The organism is Streptomyces sp. NBC_00306 (genome assembly GCF_036169555.1).
GTDB lineage: Bacteria > Actinomycetota > Actinomycetes > Streptomycetales > Streptomycetaceae > Streptomyces > Streptomyces achmelvichensis.
Window position 1 is genome coordinate 5519695 of the sequence record NZ_CP108032.1, and the last position, 22095, is coordinate 5541789.

The following is a 22095-nucleotide window of genomic DNA, read 5'->3' on the forward strand; positions in this document are numbered from 1 at the left end:
GCTACACGATCTGGTACCACCATCATGCGCCGCCCCTCCAGGAGAGCGCCGGTCAGCCCGAGTTGCTAGCTGTTGGTGTCCTTAGGTGCCCTGAGTCGGCCGTATCAGACAGAGCCGCTGTGCACCGAAGTTCGATCGGTGATCACGGCGGGGACGTAGCTTTTCCCGTGCCCGATAGCGAGTTAGTGGTGTGAGGCTTGACATGGCAGATCCGGCGTGGACCTTGAAGGAACCCATTATGCCGAGGCCTACTGATTGGTAACTACTCATTGGTAAGTGCTGATTGGCCTGGTCGGAAACTCAACTTCCCCTAGCCCGGCGGGCTGCCGAAGGCGACAGTTCTTCAGTTCGCTACCTACACTGGTGTTCACCAAGCCGGCCGGGAGCTTGGGGGGCTTCTGGAGGTGCGGTTGAGTCCCAGTAAACGGCACACAGATCCTAAAGTGCGCGCGGTCATTGATCGCTTGACGGGTACCGGGCTGTGGAGGATGCAGGAGGCCAGAGGAGGGCGCGCACATCCGTTCGGTACCCTCATGTGCACTCAGGGTAACTGTCGGATATCGGTCCGAAGCACGCCGAAGGGTGACAGTCAGTACAAGATTCTTTGGCGCAAGGCTTGCCTTTGCGCGCACGGGTGTGCTCCCACTGGCCCAATGCCGTAGCGGGGGTGTACGCAACTGCGTACACTCCTGTAGAGTCATGCTTCGTACGGCGACCTAGGAGGCTGCGGTCATGGGGGTGCCAGTGCGCTACATGTTCACGCTCGAGATCGAAAACTTCGACATCCACGATGAAGTCGCGGTGGAGCGCTTCTATGAGGACGTGGCCGAGGCCTATCTTTCTGCCCGGGACGACTTGGTGGACGTGACCTATGTGGTCGAAGCCGACGAGGGTGACCCGTGTGACGCGGTACTCGACGCTGCGAATCACCTGGGCCGGTTGTTGCCTGAAGCGAGTGTCACTCGAGTTACGCTCGATTTGGTCAGCGTGACGGACATTGCTACGAGGGTCGGTAAGTCTCGGTCCACGGTGCGCTCTTGGGTGACGGGAAGTAGAGGTCCAGGAGACTTCCCAAGGCAAGTAGCAACTCTCGGGGGCGGGGTTCAGGTTTGGCATTGGCCGGAGGTCAATGAATGGCTACGACTGAATCACCCTGAGGTTGCCGACGATGAGCGGGGTATTCCTTTGTGGCAGATTGAACGCATTAACTATGCGCTTTCTTCGCGGAAGGTGGAGACGGGTCGGTCCGTTAAGCCGGCGGCCGAGATTGCGCGATGGAAAACTGCCCGCAAGGCGTCTATCAGCGTGCACCGGACGTCTGAACTTACCATGCCCGATCACCCTTACACGTCGCGGTCTTTGCGATGAAAGATATTTCAAGGGTGCAGAGGTATGAGGAATTCTCGAAGCGGGTCAAGTTGGAGCAGGTTCTTACGGAATCCTGCAGTGCGCGGAGGCTGTCTGCAGAAACGTCTAGCGAGGCGGAAATGCGCCTGGAGGTGGGCATAGCGCCCACCCCAGGCGCCATTTTCTATCGTCTAGAAGTGAAGGCGCGTCTGAAGTCAGATAGCGGAGATTACGTTGGCGAGGTCGAGGTCGCCGTTGTGACTAGGTACGACGTAGGCGAAGGTGGCATCCCGGCAGAGGACATCCTTCAAGAGTTTGCTGACCGCGAAGCAGTCACCGTGGCCTTCCCGTACGCGCGCGAAGGGGTTCAGTCCTTGGCCGCAAGAATCGGTTTTGCTGGAGTCTTGATCCCTTTCCTTGGGCCCGCTGCCAACTTGGAAGAGATTGCTCCCAAGTAATTTTGGCCGTAGGTGAAGCCTTGAGTGCATGGCTGGGAGTGAACGTGCCAGGCCGGTGGATCTCAGTGGTCAAGTCAAGCCGGCGTCCATCTTCCGTCGTGGCAGCGATGTCATCGTGGGTTCGAGTCCCACACCCACCGCAGGTGAACGGCCCCTGACCAGGTAAGACACGGCGGCAGGGGCCGTTCGCATGAGCGTTGTTTGCTGGCGACCGCGCTGTTCCCCGCTGTCTCCCGACCGAACGGGCACGGGAGGGGCACGACCACCAATTGATCCGTAGCTCTATGTCGCCGGTCGCCGGTGGTCGTGTCGGCCGTGTCAAGGTCCTACGGAGACAGGACAAGTCGCTGATGGCTGCTGTGGTTGCGGTACTTCGCTGCTGTACTGGATGAGAAGAAGAGGCTTCGCGCACAGGACTTCAGGGGGGCGCATGCAGTGGTCGACGCTTGTGGCGACAGCCGTGGGCGCGGTGCTTGGTGTACTTGCTACTCTCGTTGCCGATCACGTCCGCTGGCGGCGCGACCGTTCGGAGCGGGATCGTGACGCACTGCGCAGCGCCTTTACGGAATACCTCACGACCCTTTCGGCAGCCAAGGATGCATTCTCGCGGGTGGATCCTTCCCCTGAAGATGTTGGCAAGGGACACGTCGCGATCGGCGAGCACGGTGTCTATGCAGCACAGCAGCAACTGGAACTGGTGGCGCAGTGGACGCTCATCGAAAAGGCTGGTCGCGCCACCCTCTCTGTGCTCGACTTTCATGACGCGGTGGTTGCCGGCCACTCCACGAACTCCCGGGAGTACGTGGATGCTTGGCGGGCCGCCCGCCAAACTCGGGCAGCGTTGATCGAGGAGATGCGAAAGGCCCTGGAGCGAACTTAAGGCGCGGTCGCCAAACGCTGCCAAACCTGGTCTCTCAGACCCCGCAGACACGCCTAAAGTCTACTTAGCTTCACTCCGGGTGAATCTTGATATCTGTCACATGAGACCAAACTTCTTCAAGAATCTCATTTTCCCATAGACCCGTTATGCGGGAATGCATGCGAATTGTGGCCACCGTGAGTGCATCTTGAACAAGACATACACCAAAGAGCATATCGACGTCGTTTCCGATAGGGGGATACTCTTTTCTGTAGTCTTCATGGAAGATAAGGGAAGCGGGCACTCCCCAAGCGGTCTTGAAGTACTTTCTCCAGGCGAAATCCGCAATCGCTGTTTCGAATTTGAGTCGCCGCAAGGGCGGGTCTTCGATGGCAAAGGAGCCCACCATGCCGACTGCAGCCATGGCGCCCACGAGAAACTGGCAGTGCACAAGCATCCAGGGTAGCGGATCCTCGCATAGCTGACCGATCCATTCATTCGTTAGCTGGTCGTATTCCTCCTTTTGGCAAGTGATTCGAGCCGAGAGGCGGCGATAGGTGAGGGCGGCTTCCTCGCTTGGTAGCGTCGTGTCCTCCGGCACAAAATTCACGGGAGCAAGCTCGCGCGCCTTCCGCTCGACCGATCCAAATTCAGGGAGCACCAGGTCAATTCGTGCGAATATGAGGAACTGTTGTGTGAGGTCGTAGCGGCTCCAGACTGTGACATCAAGCCCCGAGTGACGTTCCTCCAGCTCCCGGGCAATGGCCAGCAATGAAGGGTGCACTCCAGGGTAGTTAACTACAAAGGTCCACTGCTTTGCCTGTTTTGGAATTTCCCAGCACTCTTCGAAGCGGGCAAAGTCTGTCCGCATTTTATTGCGAGCCTCTGCAAGCTTAAAGTATGGACTTGGCGAGTATACGGCGAAAAGAAGGCTCCGCGACTTAAGGAATCCGTCGCACCCCAGGTCGCCTTCGTTCCCGTACGTGGCGGTGGCAGAGTAGTCGTCCCCATGAACCGATCTCATGATTCGATCGAATAGGAGTTGGAATGAAGTGCCGTGCGTTCGCCGATACTCAACCTCTAGCTTGAGCTTGTAGGCGTTCTTTATCCAATCTGGTCTGTCTTCCAGCCACTCGAAGTCGCTTCGCTTTGGCATGGCAGTTCTCCGATGGTCCTGACTAGAAACTCCCTCCATGCTGCCCAATCTCCCGGGAGGACACACGGTCGACGAAGTTTCACGCTTCGGCGATCTTGAAAACCGTCGTGGCAGCGATGTCACCGTGGGTTCAAATCACACACCCACCGCACGTGAACGGCCCCTGACCAGTGGAAACGGTTGGGGGCCGTCTTCGTGTGGGTTGCCTGCGTGTGCCTGTGGTTTCCCGCTGTTTCCCGACCGATCGGGCACGGGAAGGGCACGGGCACTGTCTACTCGAGCTCCCGCGTGGGCTGTGCGTCGAGCTTCGGCACGTAACGATCACTGGGTGCGATCAGCTCAGAACGCACCGCCTCTTCGAAGGCATCTGCCGCCACAATGGCCCTTTTCAGCGCATCCTGAGCGCTCGTGGCCTCTCCGTGCAGGATAGGTCCCTGGGCTGCGAGCAGTTTCTTTCTCATGTCCACGGCCGCCAGGCGGACCGGCTCTGAGGCTATGAGGTCGGTCTCCACGCCGAGCTTGTAGGCAGCCGCGCGGGTGTCATGCAAAGTCCCGTCGGCCTCATCTTGCATGATCGAAATCAGTGCATCGTGCCACCCGAATACGGCCAGTAGCAGATCTCGGTACAGGTGGCGCTTGTCGTCCAACCACCGCACACGTTCGTCGTATGCGCGTTGTTCCCGCTGCATACGCACCTGGCCTCGCTGAGCCAACCAAGCGCCCGAGAAGCCTGAAATGGCACCTATCATGGTGCCGAGAAGCCCTGCCAATGCAGCGTCCAAAGCATCTCCTACCCGGACTAACAACTAGGGTCCCGGCAATACAACCAGATTGCCGCGCTCTTCAACACGAGGTCGGTGGAGGGGCTTTGGGCGGGAGCTGCCATGGGGCGAGAGATCGGGGCCCGTAAGCTTGCCGCGACTCGGGCAGTCTCCTGACCTGCCCGCAATAGCCCGATGTGGGCCCCGATCTTCGAGGCTCGCCCCATGGTGGCTGCCTAAAGCCGTGGAACCGACCGGCCCCAGCCCCGTGCCGGCCTTTCTCTGACCGTTGGTGTCCGCGCTCGGTGCGCCGCCGTCCGGCTGGAGGCAGCCGGGCGAAGACAGAGGCAAGCCCGCAGCCGGGGGCTGCGGCGCGCGCCGCGCTTGCGCGGCGCCTTGAACCCGTAGAGAAGGTTTTACTCACTCGCCCCGAGCAGTGTCGGGAACGAGTCGGCTCGTGAAGCCCTGGGCGCACAACCGCTCGTAGGCTGCAGTGACTTCCTGCGGAACTTCCTGACTGATCATGAACCCCTGCTCGGGGTAGATCAGGAGCCGCTGAAGCGATCCGACCAGCATGTCGATGACCAAACGGGCATCGCCGATCGCGTCGGCGTACTCCTCGAGCGTCATCGGCGCGGAGGTGCTCACGAACTCGACTGCGGGCCAGAGCTTGCGCGCCGTGGCGTAGGCCCGACGCTCTTCGTACGGCTTGCTCACGATCAGCGCGGACGAGACGTCGACACCGTTCTCCTCCAGTAGTGAGCGTGAGAAGCGGATGTTCTCACCGGTGTTGCGTGCGCGGGGTTCCACCAGAACTGCCGCGGCAGGGACGCCCAGTTCGAGGGCTCGCTCTCGGTAGTGCACGGCTTCGCCGCGGGGCATACGGTCACGGGTCGTTGGGCTCGTGGCTCCGGTGAACACCATCAGCGGCATCATTCCGCGTCGGTACAGGTCGACTGTGGCATCGGCGACTCCGAGGTCGTGACTGCCCAGGCCGATGGCGACGGAGCACGGGCGCACTTCGTGACCCATCAGCTGGTAGTCCCACAGCCGTTGAGTGTCGTCCCATACGTCTTGGGTCGGGGTCACTGGTTGGCCTCTTGCTGGTGTGCCGAGTCCGGCACTTTGAAGTCGTACTCCCATACAAAGCGCGAGGCGGCGTGGATGCCGATGGCGAACTCGACCACGGTGCCATCGGCGGTGTAGGTCGTCCGGTGGAGTTCCATCACCGGTTCCCCGGCGGGCAGCTGGAGGAGCTTGGCGTTCTCGGCCGTGGGGACGCGTGCGAACAGGGCTTCCTTCATGTGGTCGATCTCGTATCCAGCGTCGTAGAGCACGCGGTAGCCACCGCCCTTCCCCGCCGTCCGGGCTTCGGATCGACGATGCGCGTTCCCTCGACGTACTCGGGGCGGTAGTAGCTGGTCAGGGTGTGCGTCGGCTGCTCGTCTTCCTTCACGAGCCGTGCTCGCGCGTACACCTCGGCTTCGGCCGGCAGTCCGAGTGCTTCGGCGACCTTGGGTGGGGCACCGATTCTGCTGACTGACTGGGTCTGCTCGTTGCGGCGGCAGGCGCGGCCGGACGCTACTCGGTCAGCGATGAAGGCGACCTCGTCACCGTCGCGCCACTTGGCCTTGTCGTACCGCGAGATCCCGAGCCGCTTGAGTGGGGTCTGGCGTCGCACGACCGTGCCATGGCCTCGTGAGGAAGTGACGAGACCTTCGGCTTCCAAGGCCTTGTAGGCGGCGTGAACCGTGGCCTTCGAGCCCTCGCCAGCCTCTACTAGGTCCGGATGCACGGCAGTTGCTGGCCAGGCGCGTACTCGACGCTCTCAATCCGCTCGGCCAACTTGTCCGCCGGCTCTTGCCACTTAGGTGCCAGGTAGGACCTCCTCCTTGCCACATCGCAAGTGCCTCGACGCGCGGCAAGAGGTCGCCAATCGCCGTATTGAAGACTTGCTTCGCGAGTATACGACTGACAACCATCGCCAGGGGCCTCACTGTTGTTCCAGGGCCTCAGCTCGATGGATAGCCGATCTGCGCGAGGTCTTCTGCTAGGTCTGCCAGGACGATCTCGGAGTTCAGCGTGCTGACCACTTCTTCGGTCAGAGGGCGCGAAGAGAAGACGTGGCGGACGGCCTCCAGGTCGACCGGGACCTCGTAGTAGTCCTCGGTCCACTGCCGAAATGTCTCCGGTGAGCGATCCACCAGTAGGTGGAAGAGGCGTCCGGCGCCATCCGGGTCTTCCATTTCTCTGTCGGGAAAGTCGATCGTCCCTGTCTTCCAGGCATCCTCGCCCGTCTCTCGCCAGATGCACACAGTAATGACAGGCATCCCGTCCTCGTCTGAGAACGCGGGTTCCTCGATGCACGACTGGAAGATGTCAGGAACGTCGTCGAGCACTCCGGGCCAGGGCCCGTCCTCTGCATAAGGACTCATGGGCGACTCGTGATCGAACCCCCGGATGTAGGCGCCGGCCGACGAGAAAACGATCGAGTATTCGTCGCCCGATCCGTTCCGCATCGAGGCCATCAATTCGTCCTCGGACCAGTGTCTGTCGAAGGTGTGGTACCGGTCCGCCCACTCAGGGCTCAGGATTGCCTCCAGGACGGCCAGGGAACGGCAGTGCTCACGGAGGACTGCTATCTCGGGCAGTTGCCGAGCAACGTGATGAACGGTCACCCGCTCATCCAAGCGCATGCCTGTGACACCCAGGCCTTCGTAGGCGGAGACTGCCGCGCGGCCCAGGACGGCGATGAGCGTGGTTCACCTGCGACAACGCTTCTAGATCCCGTCCACGCCTCGTCCACAGACCCCGACATACGGCGGCTTGCCACGGCATACGCCTGCACACGCAAGAAGACCCCGCTCTCAGCTAAAGCGCTGATGGCGGGGTCTTTGGGCACCTGATCCAAGGTGCCCCCGGCAGGATTCGAACCTGCGCACACGGCTCCGGAGGCCGTTGCTCTATCCCCTGAGCTACGGGGGCGTACATCCCGCTTGCGCGGTGACGGGTAGAACCCTACCAGCTCACAGAGGGTCCCCGTGAACAGGTATTCAGGGGCTCCGACCTGCCCGCGAGCCCGGCCCTCTGGCGCGCCACCCCGAGCCGCACCACATCCCGTTCAGCCGCCCCCAGCCGTCACCTGGCAGGCCACCTCGCCTCCCGCCGGCCACCAACCCCACCCCTAAACCTTCGCCGCGCCCCGCGTCCCTCCCACCCTCGCCCCCCGGGGCCACCCCCGCCCCAGCGCCCCCTCCACCCCCTCCCCCCGTCCCCCCACGGAGTGGAAGTCCGCAAAACCCGGACGCGGCCCCGCCCCGCGACCTACTCTCGAGTTGTGTCAGGGGCGTCCGGCCGTGTGCTCGTTGTCGACGACAATCGGGTCATCCGGCAGTTGATCAGGGTCAACCTCGAGCTGGAGGGCTTCGAGGTCGTGACCGCGGCCGATGGTGCCGAGTGTCTGGAAGTCGTGCAGCAGGTGCGGCCCGATGTCGTCACCCTCGATGTGGTCATGCCTCGGCTGGACGGGCTGCGCACCGCCGCCCTCCTGCGGGCCGATCCGCGCACCAGCCATCTGCCCGTCGCCATCATCAGCGCGTGTACGCAGTACGAGGTGGAGAGCGGCATCGCCGCCGGTGTGGACGCCTTCCTCGCCAAGCCCTTCGAGCCGGCCGAGCTCGTCCGTCTCGTACGGCAGTTGATGCACCGGGAGGGTCCGCCGTCCGTAGACGGCCGGCATGGGGCCGGGCGAGCGGGAAGCACGCGCGGCTGACCGCATCGCGAAACCGGTTCGCGAAGCGCCCCCCTTCCTCCCATACGCTTGTCCCGTGACGCCCGCCGATCTCTCTCGTACCGTGCTGCACGCCGTGCGCCGCGCGGTGGCGGACGGTGCGCTGGACGCGCCGGTGCCCGAGAGTGTCAGCGTCGAACGTCCCAGGCCAGGAGGGTGCGGCGACTACGCCACCAATGTCGCCCTCCGGCTCGCCGGGCCCGCCCATCAGCCGCCCCGTGCCGTCGCCGAGGCCCTGCGGGACCGGATCGCCGGCCAGCCCGGGATCGCCTCCATCGAGATCACCGGACCCGGCTTCCTCAACATCACCCTGCACAGCCGTGCGCAGCAGGAGCTGGTGGAGACAGTGCGGCAGCAGGGCGCGGCGTACGGGCACAGCCGGCAGCTCGCCGGGGTTGCCGTGCGGTTCGAGGCGGGCGAGGAGCTGCGCGCCCGGGTGTGGGCCGACGTGCTCGGCCGGCTGCTCCGGTCCCAGGGAGCCGAGACCGAGGACGGGGAAGTCGAGGACGGGGAAGTCGAGCGTCCTCACGTCGTACCCGCCACGGACCAGACCCAGGACCCCGCCGCCGACGCCACCCGGTGGGCCCTGCTCTCCGCTGCCGCGCACGACCGGCCCCGCACCGGGGCCCATCTCCTCGTGCAGCACGAGTCCAACCCCCTCTTCACGGTCCGCTACGCCCACGCCCGCAGCCGCGCCCTCAGTCGTAACGCCGGCCGGCTCGGCATCACCACGGACCAGCCCGCCGCCGAGCAGCCGACCGTCGACGCCCCCGCGCTGACCGGTGCCATCGGCGATCACCCCGCCGTCCTCGCCTCCGCCGCCCGCCTTCGCGCGCCCGACCGGCTCGTCCGGCATCTGGAAGCGACCGCCGACGCGCTCCTCTCCTTCCAGCACACCGTGCTGCCCCTCGGTGACGAGAAACCCTCGGCCGCCCACCGTTCCCGCCTCGCGCTCGCCGAAGCCGCCGGGACGGTGCTCGCCGGTGGCCTGTCCCTGCTCGGCATCAGCGCCCCTGACTACCTGTGAGAGAAGAATGAGCCGTTCCGCACACCCCGCCGGGCCCCGTCACGCCGATGTCTACCCCGAGGGCCACTACAGCGCCCCTCCCGCCGACCTCAACGGTCTCGACGAGAAGGTCTGGGCGAAGACCGTCACCCGTAACGACGACGGTGTCACCACCGTCGGCGGGATCGAAGTGACGCGGCTGGCCGAGGAGTTCGGCACCCCCGCCTACTTCCTCGACGAGGCCGACTTCCGCGCCCGCTGCCGCGCCTGGGCCGACGCGTTCGGCAAGGACGCGGACGTCTTCTACGCCGGGAAGGCGTTCCTCTCGCGGGCCGTGGTGAAGTGGCTCCACGAGGAGGGCCTCAACCTCGACGTCTGCTCCGGTGGTGAGCTCACCACCGCGCTCGACGCCGGTATGCCCGCCGACCGCATCGCCTTCCACGGGAACAACAAGTCCCCGGAAGAGATCGAGCGGGCCGTGCGCGTCGGTGTCGGGCGGATCGTGCTCGACTCGTTCCAGGAGATCGTGCGCGTCGCCCACATCGCCCAGAGCCTCGGCAAGCGCCAGCGCGTGCAGATCCGGGTCACGGTCGGCGTGGAGGCCCATACGCACGAGTTCATCGCGACGGCCCACGAGGACCAGAAGTTCGGCATCCCGCTCGCCGGCGGCCAGGCGGCCGAGGCGGTGCGCCGTGCGCTCCAGCTCGACGGGCTGGAGGTCATCGGTATCCACTCGCACATCGGCTCGCAGATCTTCGACACCTCCGGCTTCGAGGTCGCGGCGCACCGCGTCGTCGGACTGCTCAAGCAGATCCGCGACGAACACGGCGTCGAGCTGCCCGAGATCGACCTCGGCGGCGGTCTCGGCATCGCGTACACGCCGGACGACGACCCCCGCGAGCCGCACGACATCGCCAAGGCGCTCAACGAGATCGTCACCCGTGAGTGTGAGGCCGCCCGGCTGCGGACGCCGCGTATCTCCGTCGAGCCGGGGCGCGCCATCGTCGGCCCCACCGCCTTCACGCTGTACGAGGTCGGCACCATCAAGCCGCTGGAAGGCCTGCGGACGTACGTCAGTGTCGACGGCGGCATGTCCGACAACATTCGCACCGCGCTCTACGACGCCGAGTACAGCGTCGCGCTGGTCTCCCGCAGGTCCGACGCCGAGCCGATGCTCTCCCGCGTCGTCGGCAAGCACTGCGAGAGCGGCGACATCGTCGTGAAGGATGCCTTCCTGCCCGCCGACCTGGCGCCCGGCGACCTCATCGCCGTGCCCGCGACCGGCGCGTACTGCCGCTCGATGGCCAGCAACTACAACCACGCACTCCGTCCGCCCGTCGTCGCCGTCGCGGACGGCGAGGCTCGGGTGATCGTGCGACGGGAGACGGAGGAAGATCTCCTGCGTCTCGACGTCGGATAGTTGAGATAGATGTCTCGTATGCCGGACGGGGGATAGAAACTTCCGTCCGGTGCGTGAGACTGGTCCACACCGTAGAAGTGATGAGAAGCGAGGTCGGATGATGCGTACGCGTCCGCTGAAGGTGGCGCTGCTGGGCTGTGGAGTGGTCGGCTCAGAGGTGGCGCGCATCATGACGACGCACGCCGACGACCTCGCCGCCCGCATCGGCGCCCCGGTGGAACTGGCCGGCGTCGCCGTGCGGCGGCCCGGCAAGGTGCGTGAGGGGATCTCCGAGGACCTCGTCACCACGGATGCCACCGCCCTCGTCAAACGCGGCGACATCGACGTCGTCATCGAGGTCATCGGCGGCATCGAGCCGGCCCGCACGCTCATCACCACAGCCTTCGAACACGGCGCCTCGGTCGTCTCCGCCAACAAGGCGCTGCTCGCCGAGGACGGCGCCACGCTCTACGCGGCGGCCGAGCAGCATGGCCGCGACCTCTACTTCGAGGCCGCCGTCGCCGGTGCGATCCCGCTGATCCGGCCGCTGCGCGAGTCGCTCGCAGGTGACAAGGTCAACCGCGTCCTCGGCATCGTCAACGGCACGACCAACTTCATCCTCGACAAGATGGACGGCTCGGGCGCCGGTTACTCCGAGGCGCTCGACGAGGCCACCGCCCTCGGGTACGCGGAGGCCGACCCCACCGCCGACGTCGAGGGCTTCGACGCCGCCGCCAAGGCCGCCATCCTCGCCGGGATCGCCTTCCACACCCGCGTGCGGCTCGACGACGTCTACCGCGAGGGCCTCACCGAGGTCACCGCCGCCGACATCGTCTCCGCCCAGCGCATGGGCTGCACCGTCAAACTCCTCGCCATCTGCGAGCGGGCGGCCGACGGCAACTCCGTCACCGCCCGCGTCCATCCGGCGATGATCCCGCTCAGCCACCCGCTCGCGTCCGTCCGCGAGGCGTACAACGCCGTCTTCGTCGAGGCGGAGGCGGCCGGGCAGCTGATGTTCTACGGCCCCGGCGCGGGCGGCGCTCCCACCGCGTCCGCCGTGCTCGGCGATCTCGTCGCCGTCTGCCGCAACAAGCTCGCCGAGGCCACGGGGCCGGGCGAATCCGCGTACACGCAGCTGCCCGTGAGCCCCATGGGCGACGTCGTGACGCGGTACCACATCAGCCTCGACGTGGCCGACAAGCCTGGCGTACTCGCCCAGGTCGCGACGGTCTTCGCCGAGCACGGCGTGTCGATCGACACGGTCCGCCAGCAGGGCCGACCGGAAGCAGACGGCGAGGCATCACTCGTCGTCGTCACCCACCGCGCGCCCGACGCCGCCCTTTCCGGGACCGTCGAAGCGCTGCGCAAGCTCGACACCGTGCGCGGTGTCGCCAGCATCATGCGTGTTGAAGGGGAGTAAGGGACCCATGACGACCAACGGCACCCACCAGTGGCGCGGCATCATCGAGGAGTACCGGGACCGCCTTCCGGTGACGGACACGACGCCCGTCGTCACGCTCCGTGAGGGTGGCACGCCGCTCGTCCCGGCGCGCGTCCTGTCCGAGCGCACGGGCTGCGAGGTGCATCTCAAGGTCGAGGGCGCCAACCCCACCGGGTCCTTCAAGGACCGCGGCATGACCATGGCCATCACCCGCGCCAAGGAGGAGGGTGCGCAGGCCGTCATCTGCGCGTCCACCGGCAACACCTCGGCGTCCGCCGCCGCGTATGCCGTACGGGCGGGCATGGTCTGCGCCGTGCTCGTCCCGCAGGGCAAGATCGCGCTCGGCAAGATGGGCCAGGCGCTCGTCTACGGTTCGCAGATCCTTCAGGTCGACGGAAACTTCGACGACTGCCTCAACCTGGCCCGCCGGCTCTCCGAGAACTACCCGGTGGCGCTGGTCAATTCGGTCAATCCGTACCGCATCGAGGGGCAGAAGACCGCCGCGTTCGAGATCGTCGACGCGCTCGGCGACGCCCCCGACATCCATGTGCTGCCCGTGGGCAACGCCGGCAACATCACGGCGTACTGGAAGGGGTACAAGGAGTACTCCCAGCCGTCGCCCGCGAGCACTCTGGCCGGCGGGGCGGACCGCCCGGCGCTGCTCGCCCTCTCCACGCGCAGGCCGCGGATGTGGGGCTTCCAGGCCTCCGGTTCCGCGCCCATCGTCCGCGGTGAGATCGTCAAGGACCCGTCGACGATCGCCACCGCGATCCGGATCGGCAACCCGGCGTCGTGGCAGTTCGCGCTCGACGCGCGGGACGAGTCCGGCGGCTTCATCGACGAGGTGACGGACCGTGAAATCCTGCGCGCCTACCGGCTGTTGGCCTCCCAGGAGGGTGTCTTCGTGGAGCCCGCGTCGGCCGCTTCGGTCGCCGGTCTGCTGAAGGCGGCCGAGCAGGGCAAGGTCGACCCGGGCCAGCGGATCGTCTGCACGGTCACCGGCAACGGCCTGAAGGACCCGGACTGGGCCGTCGCCGGCGCGCCGCAGCCCGTCACCGTCCCGGTGGACGCCGTGGCGGCGGCGGAGCGTCTCGGTCTCGCCTGAGAGGCCCGCTTCCGGGGGTCGTGGCCGGGCGAGCTCGCCGGAAAAAGGCCAGCTGCCCTGTTGTGGTCCGGGAGCGCGTCCTACTGCGTTCCCGGACGATGGACAAGCACGGCAAGCCGGGCAACGGCGTACGTAGGGGCACAGGAGGCTTGCGACACGCATCGTGCGCCTCCCGTGCGCCCTATGTCGCCACAGAACCTTCCTTCGATAAGCTGTACCGAACCCGCCCCGCCGCATATGCCGCGGTGTTGCTGCCGTTACGGCCCACGGGTCCTCACCTCTCGAATCCCACAGCTCAGAACCAAGGAGAGTCATCGAGCGATGGCCGGTCCAGCGTTCCGCGCCGCCGCCGTCCGGGTGCGCGTTCCCGCCACCAGCGCCAACCTCGGCCCGGGCTTCGACGCCTTCGGGTTGTCCCTGGCGCTGTACGACGATGTCGTGGTGCGGGTCGCCGATGCCGGTCTGCACATCGACATCGCGGGTGAGGGTGCCTCCACGCTGCCCCGCGACGAGAGCCATCTGCTCGTCCGTGCCCTGCGGACGACCTTCGACCTGCTCGGCGGGCAGCCGCGCGGCCTCGAGGTCGTCTGTGCCAACCGGATCCCGCACGGCCGCGGGCTGGGCTCGTCGTCGGCCGCCATCTGCGCCGGCATCGTCGCCGCCCGCGCGGTGACGATAGGCGGCGACGCCAAGCTCGACGACGCGGCTCTGCTGGAGCTCGCCACGGAGATCGAGGGGCACCCCGACAATGTCGCCGCCTGTCTGCTCGGCGGGTTCACTCTCGCCTGGACCGACGGGGGAGCGGCACGCGCCATCAGGATGGACCCGGCCGATTCCGTCGTTCCGGTGGTTTTCGTCCCCGGCAAAGCGGTGCTCACGGAGACCGCGCGCGGCCTTCTGCCGCGCAGCGTCCCCCATGTGGACGCAAGTGCCAACGCCGGTCGTGCGGCCCTCCTCGTCGAGGCGCTGACCAGGCGCCCCGACCTGCTGCTGCCTGCGACGGAGGATCGTCTCCACCAGGAGTACCGGGCCCCGGCGATGCCGCAGAGCATCGACCTTGTCAACCGACTGCGTGCCGACGGCGTCCCCGCAGTCATCTCCGGTGCGGGCCCCACGGTGCTCGCACTGGCCGAGGACAGTGCGGCCGACAAGGTCGCACGACTGGCGGGTGAGGGATGGGCGGCCAACCGGCTCACCTTCGACGCCACGGGCGCGAGCGTCCTGCCGCTCAGCTCGTAGTGACACGAGATTGCCGGTGACGGAGAGGGGGAATGTTTGTTGGAGCCGGTAGTGTTAACCTCAAGTCTGCAACCGATGCCTTTGTGGCTCGGAGCTTCGTGTCCCCCTTAGGGACCGCCATTCTTCCGGGAGCCTCCCCAACTGCCTGAGCAGCCTGCCTGAGCAGTTTCGAGCACGCTCCGGAACCGGCACGACACCCCTCGCTTCTCCAGGAGTGGGCCGAGCAGGGGGACCTCGGGCCGGACTTTGCACGTATTTCTCTCCGCCGTCATCACCGGCGGGACCACCGCCCCGGCAGCGTTCTGCGACATCCAACGTCACAGGCCGTCGCCGGACAGCACAACCGGTCGCCGAGCCAGAAGGCCGACGTCCGCTCCAGGGAAGGACCCTTCGTGAGCGACACCACCGATCTGATGGGCGTGACTGCCGACAACAACGTCGACACCTCCGCGCCCGCCGGAGGTGCTGCCTCCTCCGGCACCACCTCACGGCGCCGCCGCTCCGGCACCGGCCTCGAGGGCATGGTCCTGGCCGAGCTGCAGCAGGTCGCGTCCGGCCTCGGCATCAGGGGCACCGCGCGTATGCGCAAGAGCCAGCTGATCGAGGTCATCAAGGAGGCGCAGTCCGGCAGTGGGGCCCCGGCCAAGGCGTCCGCGCCCAAGAGCGCCGACGCCGGCGCCGGTGAGGCCGAGACCAAGCCGAAGCGCCGTGCCACCTCCAAGGCGCGTACGGGCGACTCCGCCGCCGCTGCCGAGAGCAAGGCCGAGAAGGCCACCGCCCAGCAGCAGATCGACATCCCCGGACAGCCGGCTGGGGGCACCGCCCAGGCCGCAGGCTCCGGGGGAGACGACCAGCCGGCCGGAGAGCGCCGCCGTCGCCGTGCCACCGCCCAGGCGGGCAGCCCGGAGACCCAGGGCGACGCCCGGGCCGAGAGCAAGGGCGACACGGCCGTCGACGTCAAGACGGATGCACAGCCGGACGCCAAGGCCGAGACCGCCGTCGGCGCGTCCTCGCAGCAGGACGGCGAAGGGCGCCGCGACCGCCAGGAGCGCGGCCAGCGCGGTGAGCGCGGCGACCGCGGTGACCGCCGTGACCGTCAGCGCGACCGCCGCGGCAAGGGCGACGACCAGCAGCAGGGCGGCCAGCGCCAGCAGCAGGGCGGTGGCGGCCAGCAGCAGCGCCAGGGCGGCCAGCAGCAGGACGACGGCTACGACGACGAGGCGGGCGGCCGTCGCGGTCGCCGGGGCCGTTACCGCGACCGCCGTGGGCGCCGTGGTGGCCGCGAGGAGTTCGGCAACGAGCCGCAGGTCTCCGAGGACGACGTCCTGATCCCCGTCGCGGGCATCCTGGACATCCTCGACAACTACGCGTTCATCCGGACCTCCGGCTACCTGCCGGGCCCGAACGACGTGTACGTCTCCCTCGCCCAGGTCCGCAAGAACGGCCTGCGCAAGGGTGACCACGTCACCGGTGCCGTCCGTCAGCCCAAGGAGGGCGAGCGCCGCGAGAAGTTCAACGCGCTCGTGCGCCTGGACTCGGCGAACGGCATGGCGGCCGAATCCGGCCGCGGGCGCCCGGAGTTCCAGAAGCTGACCCCGCTGTACCCGCAGGACCGGCTGCGCCTCGAGACCGACCCGGGCATCCTGACGACCCGGATCATCGACCTCGTCGCGCCGATCGGCAAGGGCCAGCGAGGCCTGATCGTGGCCCCGCCGAAGACCGGCAAGACCATGATCCTCCAGGCGATCGCCAACGCGATCACGGTCAACAGCCCCGAGTGCCACCTGATGGTCGTCCTCGTCGACGAGCGTCCGGAAGAGGTCACCGACATGCAGCGGTCGGTGAAGGGCGAGGTCATCTCCTCGACCTTCGACCGCCCGGCCGAGGACCACACCACGGTCGCCGAGCTGGCCATCGAGCGCGCGAAGCGTCTCGTCGAGCTGGGTCACGACGTGGTCGTCCTGCTGGACTCCATCACCCGTCTGGGCCGTGCGTACAACCTCGCGGCTCCCGCCTCCGGACGCATCCTGTCCGGTGGTGTCGACTCGACCGCGCTGTACCCGCCGAAGCGCTTCTTCGGTGCCGCGCGCAACATCGAGGACGGCGGCTCGCTGACCATCCTGGCCACCGCGCTGGTCGAGACCGGCTCGCGGATGGACGAGGTGATCTTCGAGGAGTTCAAGGGCACCGGCAACATGGAGCTCAAGCTCGACCGGAAGCTCTCCGACAAGCGCATCTTCCCCGCGGTGGACGTCGACGCGTCCAGCACCCGTAAGGAAGAGATCCTGCTCGGCAGCGACGAGCTCGCCGTCGTCTGGAAGCTGCGCCGGGTGCTGCACGCGCTCGACCAGCAGCAGGCGATCGAGCTGCTGCTGGACAAGATGAAGCAGACGAAGTCGAACGCCGAGTTCCTGCTGCAGATCCAGAAGACGACCCCGTCGGTCGGCAACGGCAACGACTGACGCCGTTCCCGTACGCCACAGGACCGCCCCGTCGCCCCAGAGGTGACGGGGCGGTCTCGTTTTCTCCCAAGTCCCCTCCGGCGCTGGTCAATCCCTTGTGCCCGCACATATGATCGGGCCTTCGTGGTGGGGGATTCCAGGGGGGAATCGCGCAGCGCCAGGGGAGGCCGGGGGGCCTCGGACCAGGGCTGCCCAGACGTTCTTCACGCCCCACCGATTCGGTTTCCCGGTGGGGTTTCGCGCTTCCCGGGACAAGTCCAAGGGGATACCGCGTGCAGATTCGCACCCGTGGTGGTCGGCACAAGCGCCGCATGAGACTGGCGATACCGGTGGCGGCCGTGGTGGCCGCGCTGATCGGGTCGGGCATCGCCCTGTCCGGGTCGCAGTCCGCGGAGGCGGGGGAGGTGCCGCGCCTGAGTGACACGGCGCAGAAGCCCCCGAAGCCGTCCCAGGCCGAGCTCCGCAAGAGGATCGCCGGGGTGATGAAGGCCGACGAGAAGAGCAAGCGCACCCTGGTCAGCCAGCCCGACGGCGCCAAGTCCGCGCCGAGCGGCCGCATCATCGGCGGCAAGGAGACCACCATCTCCGCGGCGCCGTGGATGGCGCAGCTTCACTTCAGCGACAGCACCGGTGCCGGCTACTTCTGCGGCGGTGTCGTGATCGCCCCGACGAAGGTCGCCACGGCGGCGCACTGCGTCAAGGGCATCAAGTGGTACCAGGACGGCGGAGTCGTCGTCGGCACCGACAAGCTGCCGACGCAGACCGGTGAGACGGACCCGGACGGCAACCCGGTGTGGGACTTCCACGGCGGTGAGATCGTGGGCGCGTACCGCCAGTGGAACCACCCGTCGTACAGCGCCGTCTCGCTCGACAACGACGTCGCGGTCCTCACGCTCGACAGGGCCGTCTCCGTCAAGCCGCTGCCGCTCGCGCAGCCGACCGACGGCGCGCTGTACCAGGCGGGCCTGGACGGCAAGGTCTACGGCTGGGGCCGCACCAGCTCCACGGAGCCGGACAGCGCCTCGCAGACGCTGAAGGTCGCCGACGCGGACACCGTCTCGGACACCTCCTGCGCCGGTGCGTACGGCGCGGACTTCATCAAGGGCCACATGCTGTGCGCGGGTGCCCCGCCCACCGGCGAGGACGCCACCAGCGAGACCACCTGCAACGGTGACTCCGGCGGCCCGCTGGTCGTCGGCGGCAAGCTCGTCGGTCTGGTCTCGTGGGGCGACATCGACTGCTCCGCCGTCGGGAAGTACGGCGTGTACGCGAAGGTCTCCACCTACTCCGCGCCCATCCAGTCCCGTGTCGACGACGCGAACTGGAACAACGACCACACCGCCGACGTGCTGGCCCGCCGCACCTCGGACAGCACGCTGTTCGGCTGGACCTCCAAGGTCACCTCGTTCGCCCGCACGCTGAACCACGGCAACTTCTCCGGCGTCAACCTGGCGATCCAGGGCGACCTCAACCGTGACGACTGGGAAGACCTCGTCTACCGCACAAGCAACGGCTACACCTACTGGATGTACAGCGGCACCGAGGACCCGAAGCTGCTGTCCACCGGCTGGGCCAAGAACAAGCAGATCCTGATCCCCGGTGACCTCACCGGCGACGAGCTGCCCGACCTGCTCACCGTGAACTCCACCGGCAACCTGGTCCTCTACCCGGGCAAGGGCAACGGCGGCTTCTCCGCCCCCGTCCAGGTCGGTGGCGGCTGGGGCCAGTACGGAGTCGTCCGCGGTCACGGTGACTTCACCAGCGACGGCAAGCCCGACGTCCTGGCCCGTGGCGCCGACGGTTCCACGTACCTCTACCGGGGCACCGGCAAGGCCGCGACCCCGTTCGAGGCCCGCCGTCTGGTCGGCAAGTTCACCCTCAGCAGCTTCACCGCGCTGGTCACTGTCGGTGACGTGAACAGCGACGGTCACGCCGACCTCCTGGTCCGTGACTCGGCCGGCAAGCTGTGGCTCTACCCGGGCAACGGCAACAGCGCGGCGACCGGTGGCATCTTCGGTGCACGCAAGGACTTCGGCACCGGCTGGCAGGCGTACAACCTCTTCGGCTGAGGCCTGACGCCTGCTGAGACGGGCGGTGCCGGTGGGACCTTCACCACACCCGCCGGCGCCCCCACCCCACCCCGCTCCACCGTCCCGTCCGGGAAAACCCCTGATGGGACAGGCTCTGCGCCCGTCGTGCCCCGCACGGCGGGCGCAGCCGCGTTCTCACCCGGTTCTCACGCCCGCGTGCAACCCTTTCCGTCGCCGCGCCGTCTCACCAGTGGCGGAGCAAAAATTGACAGGGTCAGACAAACCGCACCTGGTTCGGCGCGCAGGGGGTAGCGGCAGACGGCGGAACAGGGGAGATCATGGCCGAGCAGAGCAGCAGTGGCAGCCGAATACGCGGCAGCCGCGGCAAGCGCCGCAAGCAGCCCTCCACGGGCCGCCGTGCCATGACCGTCGCCGCCTGGACCACGGCGGGCCTCGTCCTCATCGGTGGCTCCGGCCTCGGCTACGTCTACTTCAAGCTCAACGGCAACATCACCGGCGTCGACATCAACAGCCAGCTCGGCACCGACCGGCCCGACGACGTCGACAACGGCTCCATGGACATCCTCGTCCTCGGCTCGGACTCCCGCGCCGGAGCCAATGCCGAGTACGGCCCCGACGAGGGCGGCGCCCGCTCGGACACCGCGATGATCGTGCACGTCTACGAGGGCCACAAGACGGCGAGCGTGGTCTCCGTGCCCCGCGACACCCTCGTGCAGCGCCCCGACTGCACCGACAGCGACGGCAGGACCGTCTCCGGCTCCCGGCGCGCGATGTTCAACACGGCGTACGAGTCCGGCGGCCCGGCCTGTGCGGTGAAGACCGTCGAAAAGATGTCGGGGATCCGCATGGACCACTACATCGAGGTCGACTTCACCGGCTTCAAGAAGCTCATCGACAAGCTGGGCGGAGTGAAGATCACCACCGCCAAGCCCATCAACGACTCCAAGAGCCATCTGAACCTGGCGCCGGGCACGCACACCCTCGACGGGGAGCAGTCGCTCGGTCTGGTCCGCACCCGCAAGAGCATCGGCGACGGCAGCGACCTCGGCCGGATCCAGCTCCAGCAGGCCTTCATGAAGGCCTTCATCGACCAGGTCAAGAGCGTCGGCGTGCTGACCAACCCCAAGAAGCTGCTGGACGTCGCCGACACCGCGACCAAGGCCATCACCCCGGACTCCGAGCTCGACTCCGTGTCGGAGCTGATGAGTTTCGCCAGGGGACTCGGCGGCCTGGACGCCCAGGACGTGCAGATGATCACGATGCCGGTCGAGTACGACCCGGTCGACCCGAACCGGGTGATCCCGATCAAGTCCGCCGGTCAGCAGGTGTGGACGGCGCTCAAGCAGGACAAGCCCATCCCGGCCTCCGCGGTCAAGGATTCGGCGGGCGACAAGGGCGACGCCGGCACCGTCGTCCGGGCGCACTAGCCCGCATCCGTCCGGGCGCGGCGGACGCTGCGCAACCGCGCGGAATAGTTCTGACAGCACCCCGGTTTTGGGAGATACGGCCGGTCCTGGCAGACTGGTACGTCGGCCCCGGTTCACGCACCCGTATCCCGCGCGTGCGACCCGGCGCCCTCCCGAAACTAGGAGACACCTTGAAGCGCGACATCCACCCCGAGTACGTCGAGACCCAGGTCAGCTGTACCTGTGGCGCGTCGTTCACCACTCGCAGCACCATCGACAGCGGCGCCATCCGTGCCGAGGTCTGCTCCGAGTGCCACCCGTTCTACACGGGCAAGCAGAAGATCCTCGACACCGGTGGCCGCGTGGCCCGCTTCGAGGCCCGCTTCGGCAAGGCCGGCTCCGCCAAGAAGTAGCGAGCCAACTGCGCCGGTCCTCGGCCACCCCCGCGCGGGGCGGCTGGGACCGGCGCTTTGCCGTCCCGTAGGTCTCGTTCAGTAATCGTCACCCCCCAGGAGCCCCCGAATGTTCGAGGCGGTCGAGGAACTGATCGGCGAGCACGCCGATCTGGAGAAGAAGCTCGCCGACCCTTCGGTCCACGCCGACCAGGCGAACGCGCGCAAGCTGGGCAAGCGTTATGCCGAGCTGACGCCGATCGTCGGCACGTACCGCTCCTGGAAGCAGACCGGGGACGACATCCTGACCGCGCGCGAACTGGCTGCCGACGACCCGGACTTCATCGCCGAGGTCAAGGAGCTGGAGCAGCAGCGCGAGGAACTCACCGAGAAGCTGCGGCTGCTCCTGGTGCCGCGCGACCCCAGCGACGACAAGGACGTCCTCCTCGAGGTCAAGGCCGGCGCGGGCGGCGACGAGTCCGCCCTGTTCGCCGGCGACCTGCTGCGGATGTATCTGCGCTACGCCGAGCGCGTCGGCTGGAAGACCGAGATCATCGACGCCACCGAGTCCGAGCTGGGCGGCTACAAGGACGTCCAGGTCGCCGTGAAGACCAAGGGCGGCCAGGGCGCCACCGAGCCCGGACATGGCGTCTGGGCGCGGCTGAAGTACGAGGGCGGGGTGCACCGCGTGCAGCGCGTGCCCGCCACCGAGTCCCAGGGCCGTATCCACACCTCCGCGGCCGGCGTGCTGGTCACGCCCGAGGCGGAGGAGATCGACGTCGAGGTCCACGCCAACGACCTGCGCATCGACGTCTACCGCTCGTCGGGGCCGGGCGGCCAGTCCGTCAACACCACCGACTCCGCGGTCCGCATCACGCACCTGCCGACCGGCATCGTGGCCTCCTGCCAGAACGAGAAGAGCCAGCTCCAGAACAAGGAGCAGGCGATGCGTATCCTGCGCTCCAGGCTGCTGGCCGCGGCGCAGGAGGAGGCCGAGAAGGAGGCCGCGGACGCGCGCCGCAGCCAGGTCCGCACGGTGGACCGCTCCGAGAAGATCCGCACGTACAACTTCCCGGAGAACCGCATCTCGGACCACCGTGTCGGATTCAAGGCGTACAACTTGGACCAGGTGCTCGACGGTGACCTGGACGCAGTCATCCAGGCCTGTGTCGACGCCGACTCCGCCGCAAAGCTCGCGGCCGCCCAGTAACACCTCGTACGGA

The 22095-nt window shown here is 67.1% G+C and carries 18 protein-coding genes, 1 tRNA gene and 1 pseudogene; 14 read left to right on the plus strand and 6 right to left on the minus strand.

Annotated features, from left to right (window positions below):
• Positions 1–732 precede the first annotated feature (732 nt).
• From OHA05_RS24770 to OHA05_RS24780, 3 genes are all read left to right on the plus strand, one after another.
• A complete protein-coding gene (locus tag OHA05_RS24770) occupies positions 733–1368 on the plus strand; it encodes a helix-turn-helix transcriptional regulator (protein ID WP_328861748.1) in 636 nt (211 codons plus the stop codon).
• 119 nt (positions 1369–1487) lie between these two features.
• Positions 1488–1805, plus strand: coding sequence for a hypothetical protein (locus OHA05_RS24775; RefSeq protein WP_328861749.1), 318 nt, complete (start codon positions 1488–1490; stop codon positions 1803–1805).
• A 430-nt stretch (positions 1806–2235) separates the two neighbouring features.
• Positions 2236–2685 carry a hypothetical protein gene (locus OHA05_RS24780; RefSeq protein WP_328861750.1) on the plus strand — a complete coding sequence of 150 codons (450 nt, stop codon included), beginning with the start codon at positions 2236–2238 and terminating at the stop codon, positions 2683–2685.
• Positions 2686–2755: 70 nt separating this feature from the next.
• On the opposite strand, the gene OHA05_RS24785 is transcribed toward OHA05_RS24780, so the two are convergent.
• From OHA05_RS24785 to OHA05_RS24810, 6 genes and pseudogenes are all read right to left on the minus strand, one after another.
• Complete coding sequence (locus OHA05_RS24785) at positions 2756–3820, minus strand: hypothetical protein (RefSeq protein WP_328861751.1); 1065 nt, start codon at positions 3818–3820, stop codon at positions 2756–2758.
• 272 nt (positions 3821–4092) lie between these two features.
• A complete protein-coding gene (locus OHA05_RS24790) occupies positions 4093–4602 on the minus strand; it encodes a hypothetical protein (RefSeq protein ID WP_328861752.1) in 510 nt (169 codons plus the stop codon).
• 399 nt (positions 4603–5001) lie between these two features.
• Positions 5002–5670 carry a YdcF family protein gene (locus OHA05_RS24795; RefSeq protein ID WP_328861753.1) on the minus strand — a complete coding sequence of 223 codons (669 nt, stop codon included), beginning with the start codon at positions 5668–5670 and terminating at the stop codon, positions 5002–5004.
• Positions 5667–6459, minus strand: a pseudogene (locus OHA05_RS24800) (GntR family transcriptional regulator). Before OHA05_RS24800 ends, OHA05_RS24795 begins: the two are co-directional and overlap by 4 nt.
• A 134-nt stretch (positions 6460–6593) precedes the next feature.
• Positions 6594–7277 (minus strand): hypothetical protein, encoded by a 684-nt coding sequence (locus OHA05_RS24805; RefSeq protein ID WP_328861754.1) that lies wholly within the window; start codon positions 7275–7277, stop codon positions 6594–6596.
• A 217-nt stretch (positions 7278–7494) separates the two neighbouring features.
• Positions 7495–7566, minus strand: a tRNA-Arg gene (locus tag OHA05_RS24810).
• A gap of 352 nt (positions 7567–7918) precedes the next feature.
• On the opposite strand from OHA05_RS24810, the gene OHA05_RS24815 reads away from it, so the two are divergent.
• The 11 genes from OHA05_RS24815 to prfA all read left to right on the plus strand — a co-directional run bounded on the left by OHA05_RS24815 (position 7919) and on the right by prfA (position 22082).
• Positions 7919–8353, plus strand: a complete 435-nt coding sequence (locus tag OHA05_RS24815; protein WP_313944085.1) for a response regulator — start codon at positions 7919–7921, stop codon at positions 8351–8353.
• Positions 8354–8408: 55 nt separating this feature from the next.
• The gene (gene nrtL / locus OHA05_RS24820) at positions 8409–9398 is read left to right on the plus strand and encodes an ArgS-related anticodon-binding protein NrtL (RefSeq protein WP_328861755.1); all 990 of its coding nucleotides are present in this window, start codon (positions 8409–8411) and stop codon (positions 9396–9398) included.
• A 7-nt stretch (positions 9399–9405) separates the two neighbouring features.
• Positions 9406–10797 (plus strand): diaminopimelate decarboxylase, encoded by a 1392-nt coding sequence (lysA, locus tag OHA05_RS24825; protein WP_328861756.1) that lies wholly within the window; start codon positions 9406–9408, stop codon positions 10795–10797.
• 100 nt (positions 10798–10897) lie between these two features.
• Complete coding sequence (locus OHA05_RS24830; protein WP_313948866.1) at positions 10898–12196, plus strand: homoserine dehydrogenase; 1299 nt, start codon at positions 10898–10900, stop codon at positions 12194–12196.
• Between the two features lie 7 nt (positions 12197–12203).
• Entirely contained in the window at positions 12204–13322 is a 1119-nt protein-coding gene (thrC, locus tag OHA05_RS24835) for a threonine synthase (protein WP_328861757.1), read from the plus strand.
• A 321-nt stretch (positions 13323–13643) separates the two neighbouring features.
• Complete coding sequence (gene thrB, locus OHA05_RS24840) at positions 13644–14561, plus strand: homoserine kinase (RefSeq protein WP_327680166.1); 918 nt, start codon at positions 13644–13646, stop codon at positions 14559–14561.
• A gap of 392 nt (positions 14562–14953) precedes the next feature.
• Entirely contained in the window at positions 14954–17023 is a 2070-nt protein-coding gene (gene rho, locus OHA05_RS24845; RefSeq protein ID WP_313944080.1) for a transcription termination factor Rho, read from the plus strand.
• Positions 17024–17334: 311 nt separating this feature from the next.
• Positions 17335–19092, plus strand: coding sequence for a trypsin-like serine protease (locus OHA05_RS24850; protein ID WP_313944079.1), 1758 nt, complete (start codon positions 17335–17337; stop codon positions 19090–19092).
• A 299-nt stretch (positions 19093–19391) separates the two neighbouring features.
• Positions 19392–20501, plus strand: coding sequence for an LCP family protein (locus OHA05_RS24855; RefSeq protein ID WP_313944078.1), 1110 nt, complete (start codon positions 19392–19394; stop codon positions 20499–20501).
• A 170-nt stretch (positions 20502–20671) separates the two neighbouring features.
• Positions 20672–20893 (plus strand): 50S ribosomal protein L31, encoded by a 222-nt coding sequence (rpmE, locus tag OHA05_RS24860; protein ID WP_313944077.1) that lies wholly within the window; start codon positions 20672–20674, stop codon positions 20891–20893.
• Positions 20894–21002: 109 nt separating this feature from the next.
• A complete protein-coding gene (gene prfA, locus OHA05_RS24865; RefSeq protein WP_328861758.1) occupies positions 21003–22082 on the plus strand; it encodes a peptide chain release factor 1 in 1080 nt (359 codons plus the stop codon).
• Positions 22083–22095: the final 13 nt, after the last annotated feature.

Coding starts and splice junctions, on each gene's coding strand:
- OHA05_RS24850 (WP_313944079.1), top strand. CDS start 17,335: ATGAGACTGGCGATACCGGTGGCGGCCGTGGTGGCCGCGCTGATCGGG.
- OHA05_RS24780 (WP_328861750.1), top strand. CDS start 2,236: ATGCAGTGGTCGACGCTTGTGGCGACAGCCGTGGGCGCGGTGCTTGGT.
- OHA05_RS24770 (WP_328861748.1), top strand. CDS start 733: ATGGGGGTGCCAGTGCGCTACATGTTCACGCTCGAGATCGAAAACTTC.
- OHA05_RS24785 (WP_328861751.1), bottom strand. CDS start 3,820: ATGCCAAAGCGAAGCGACTTCGAGTGGCTGGAAGACAGACCAGATTGG.
- thrB (WP_327680166.1), top strand. CDS start 13,644: ATGGCCGGTCCAGCGTTCCGCGCCGCCGCCGTCCGGGTGCGCGTTCCC.
- OHA05_RS24830 (WP_313948866.1), top strand. CDS start 10,898: ATGCGTACGCGTCCGCTGAAGGTGGCGCTGCTGGGCTGTGGAGTGGTC.
- OHA05_RS24805 (WP_328861754.1), bottom strand. CDS start 7,277: ATGCGCTTGGATGAGCGGGTGACCGTTCATCACGTTGCTCGGCAACTG.
- OHA05_RS24775 (WP_328861749.1), top strand. CDS start 1,488: ATGCGCCTGGAGGTGGGCATAGCGCCCACCCCAGGCGCCATTTTCTAT.
- lysA (WP_328861756.1), top strand. CDS start 9,406: ATGAGCCGTTCCGCACACCCCGCCGGGCCCCGTCACGCCGATGTCTAC.
- OHA05_RS24855 (WP_313944078.1), top strand. CDS start 19,392: ATGGCCGAGCAGAGCAGCAGTGGCAGCCGAATACGCGGCAGCCGCGGC.
- thrC (WP_328861757.1), top strand. CDS start 12,204: ATGACGACCAACGGCACCCACCAGTGGCGCGGCATCATCGAGGAGTAC.
- prfA (WP_328861758.1), top strand. CDS start 21,003: ATGTTCGAGGCGGTCGAGGAACTGATCGGCGAGCACGCCGATCTGGAG.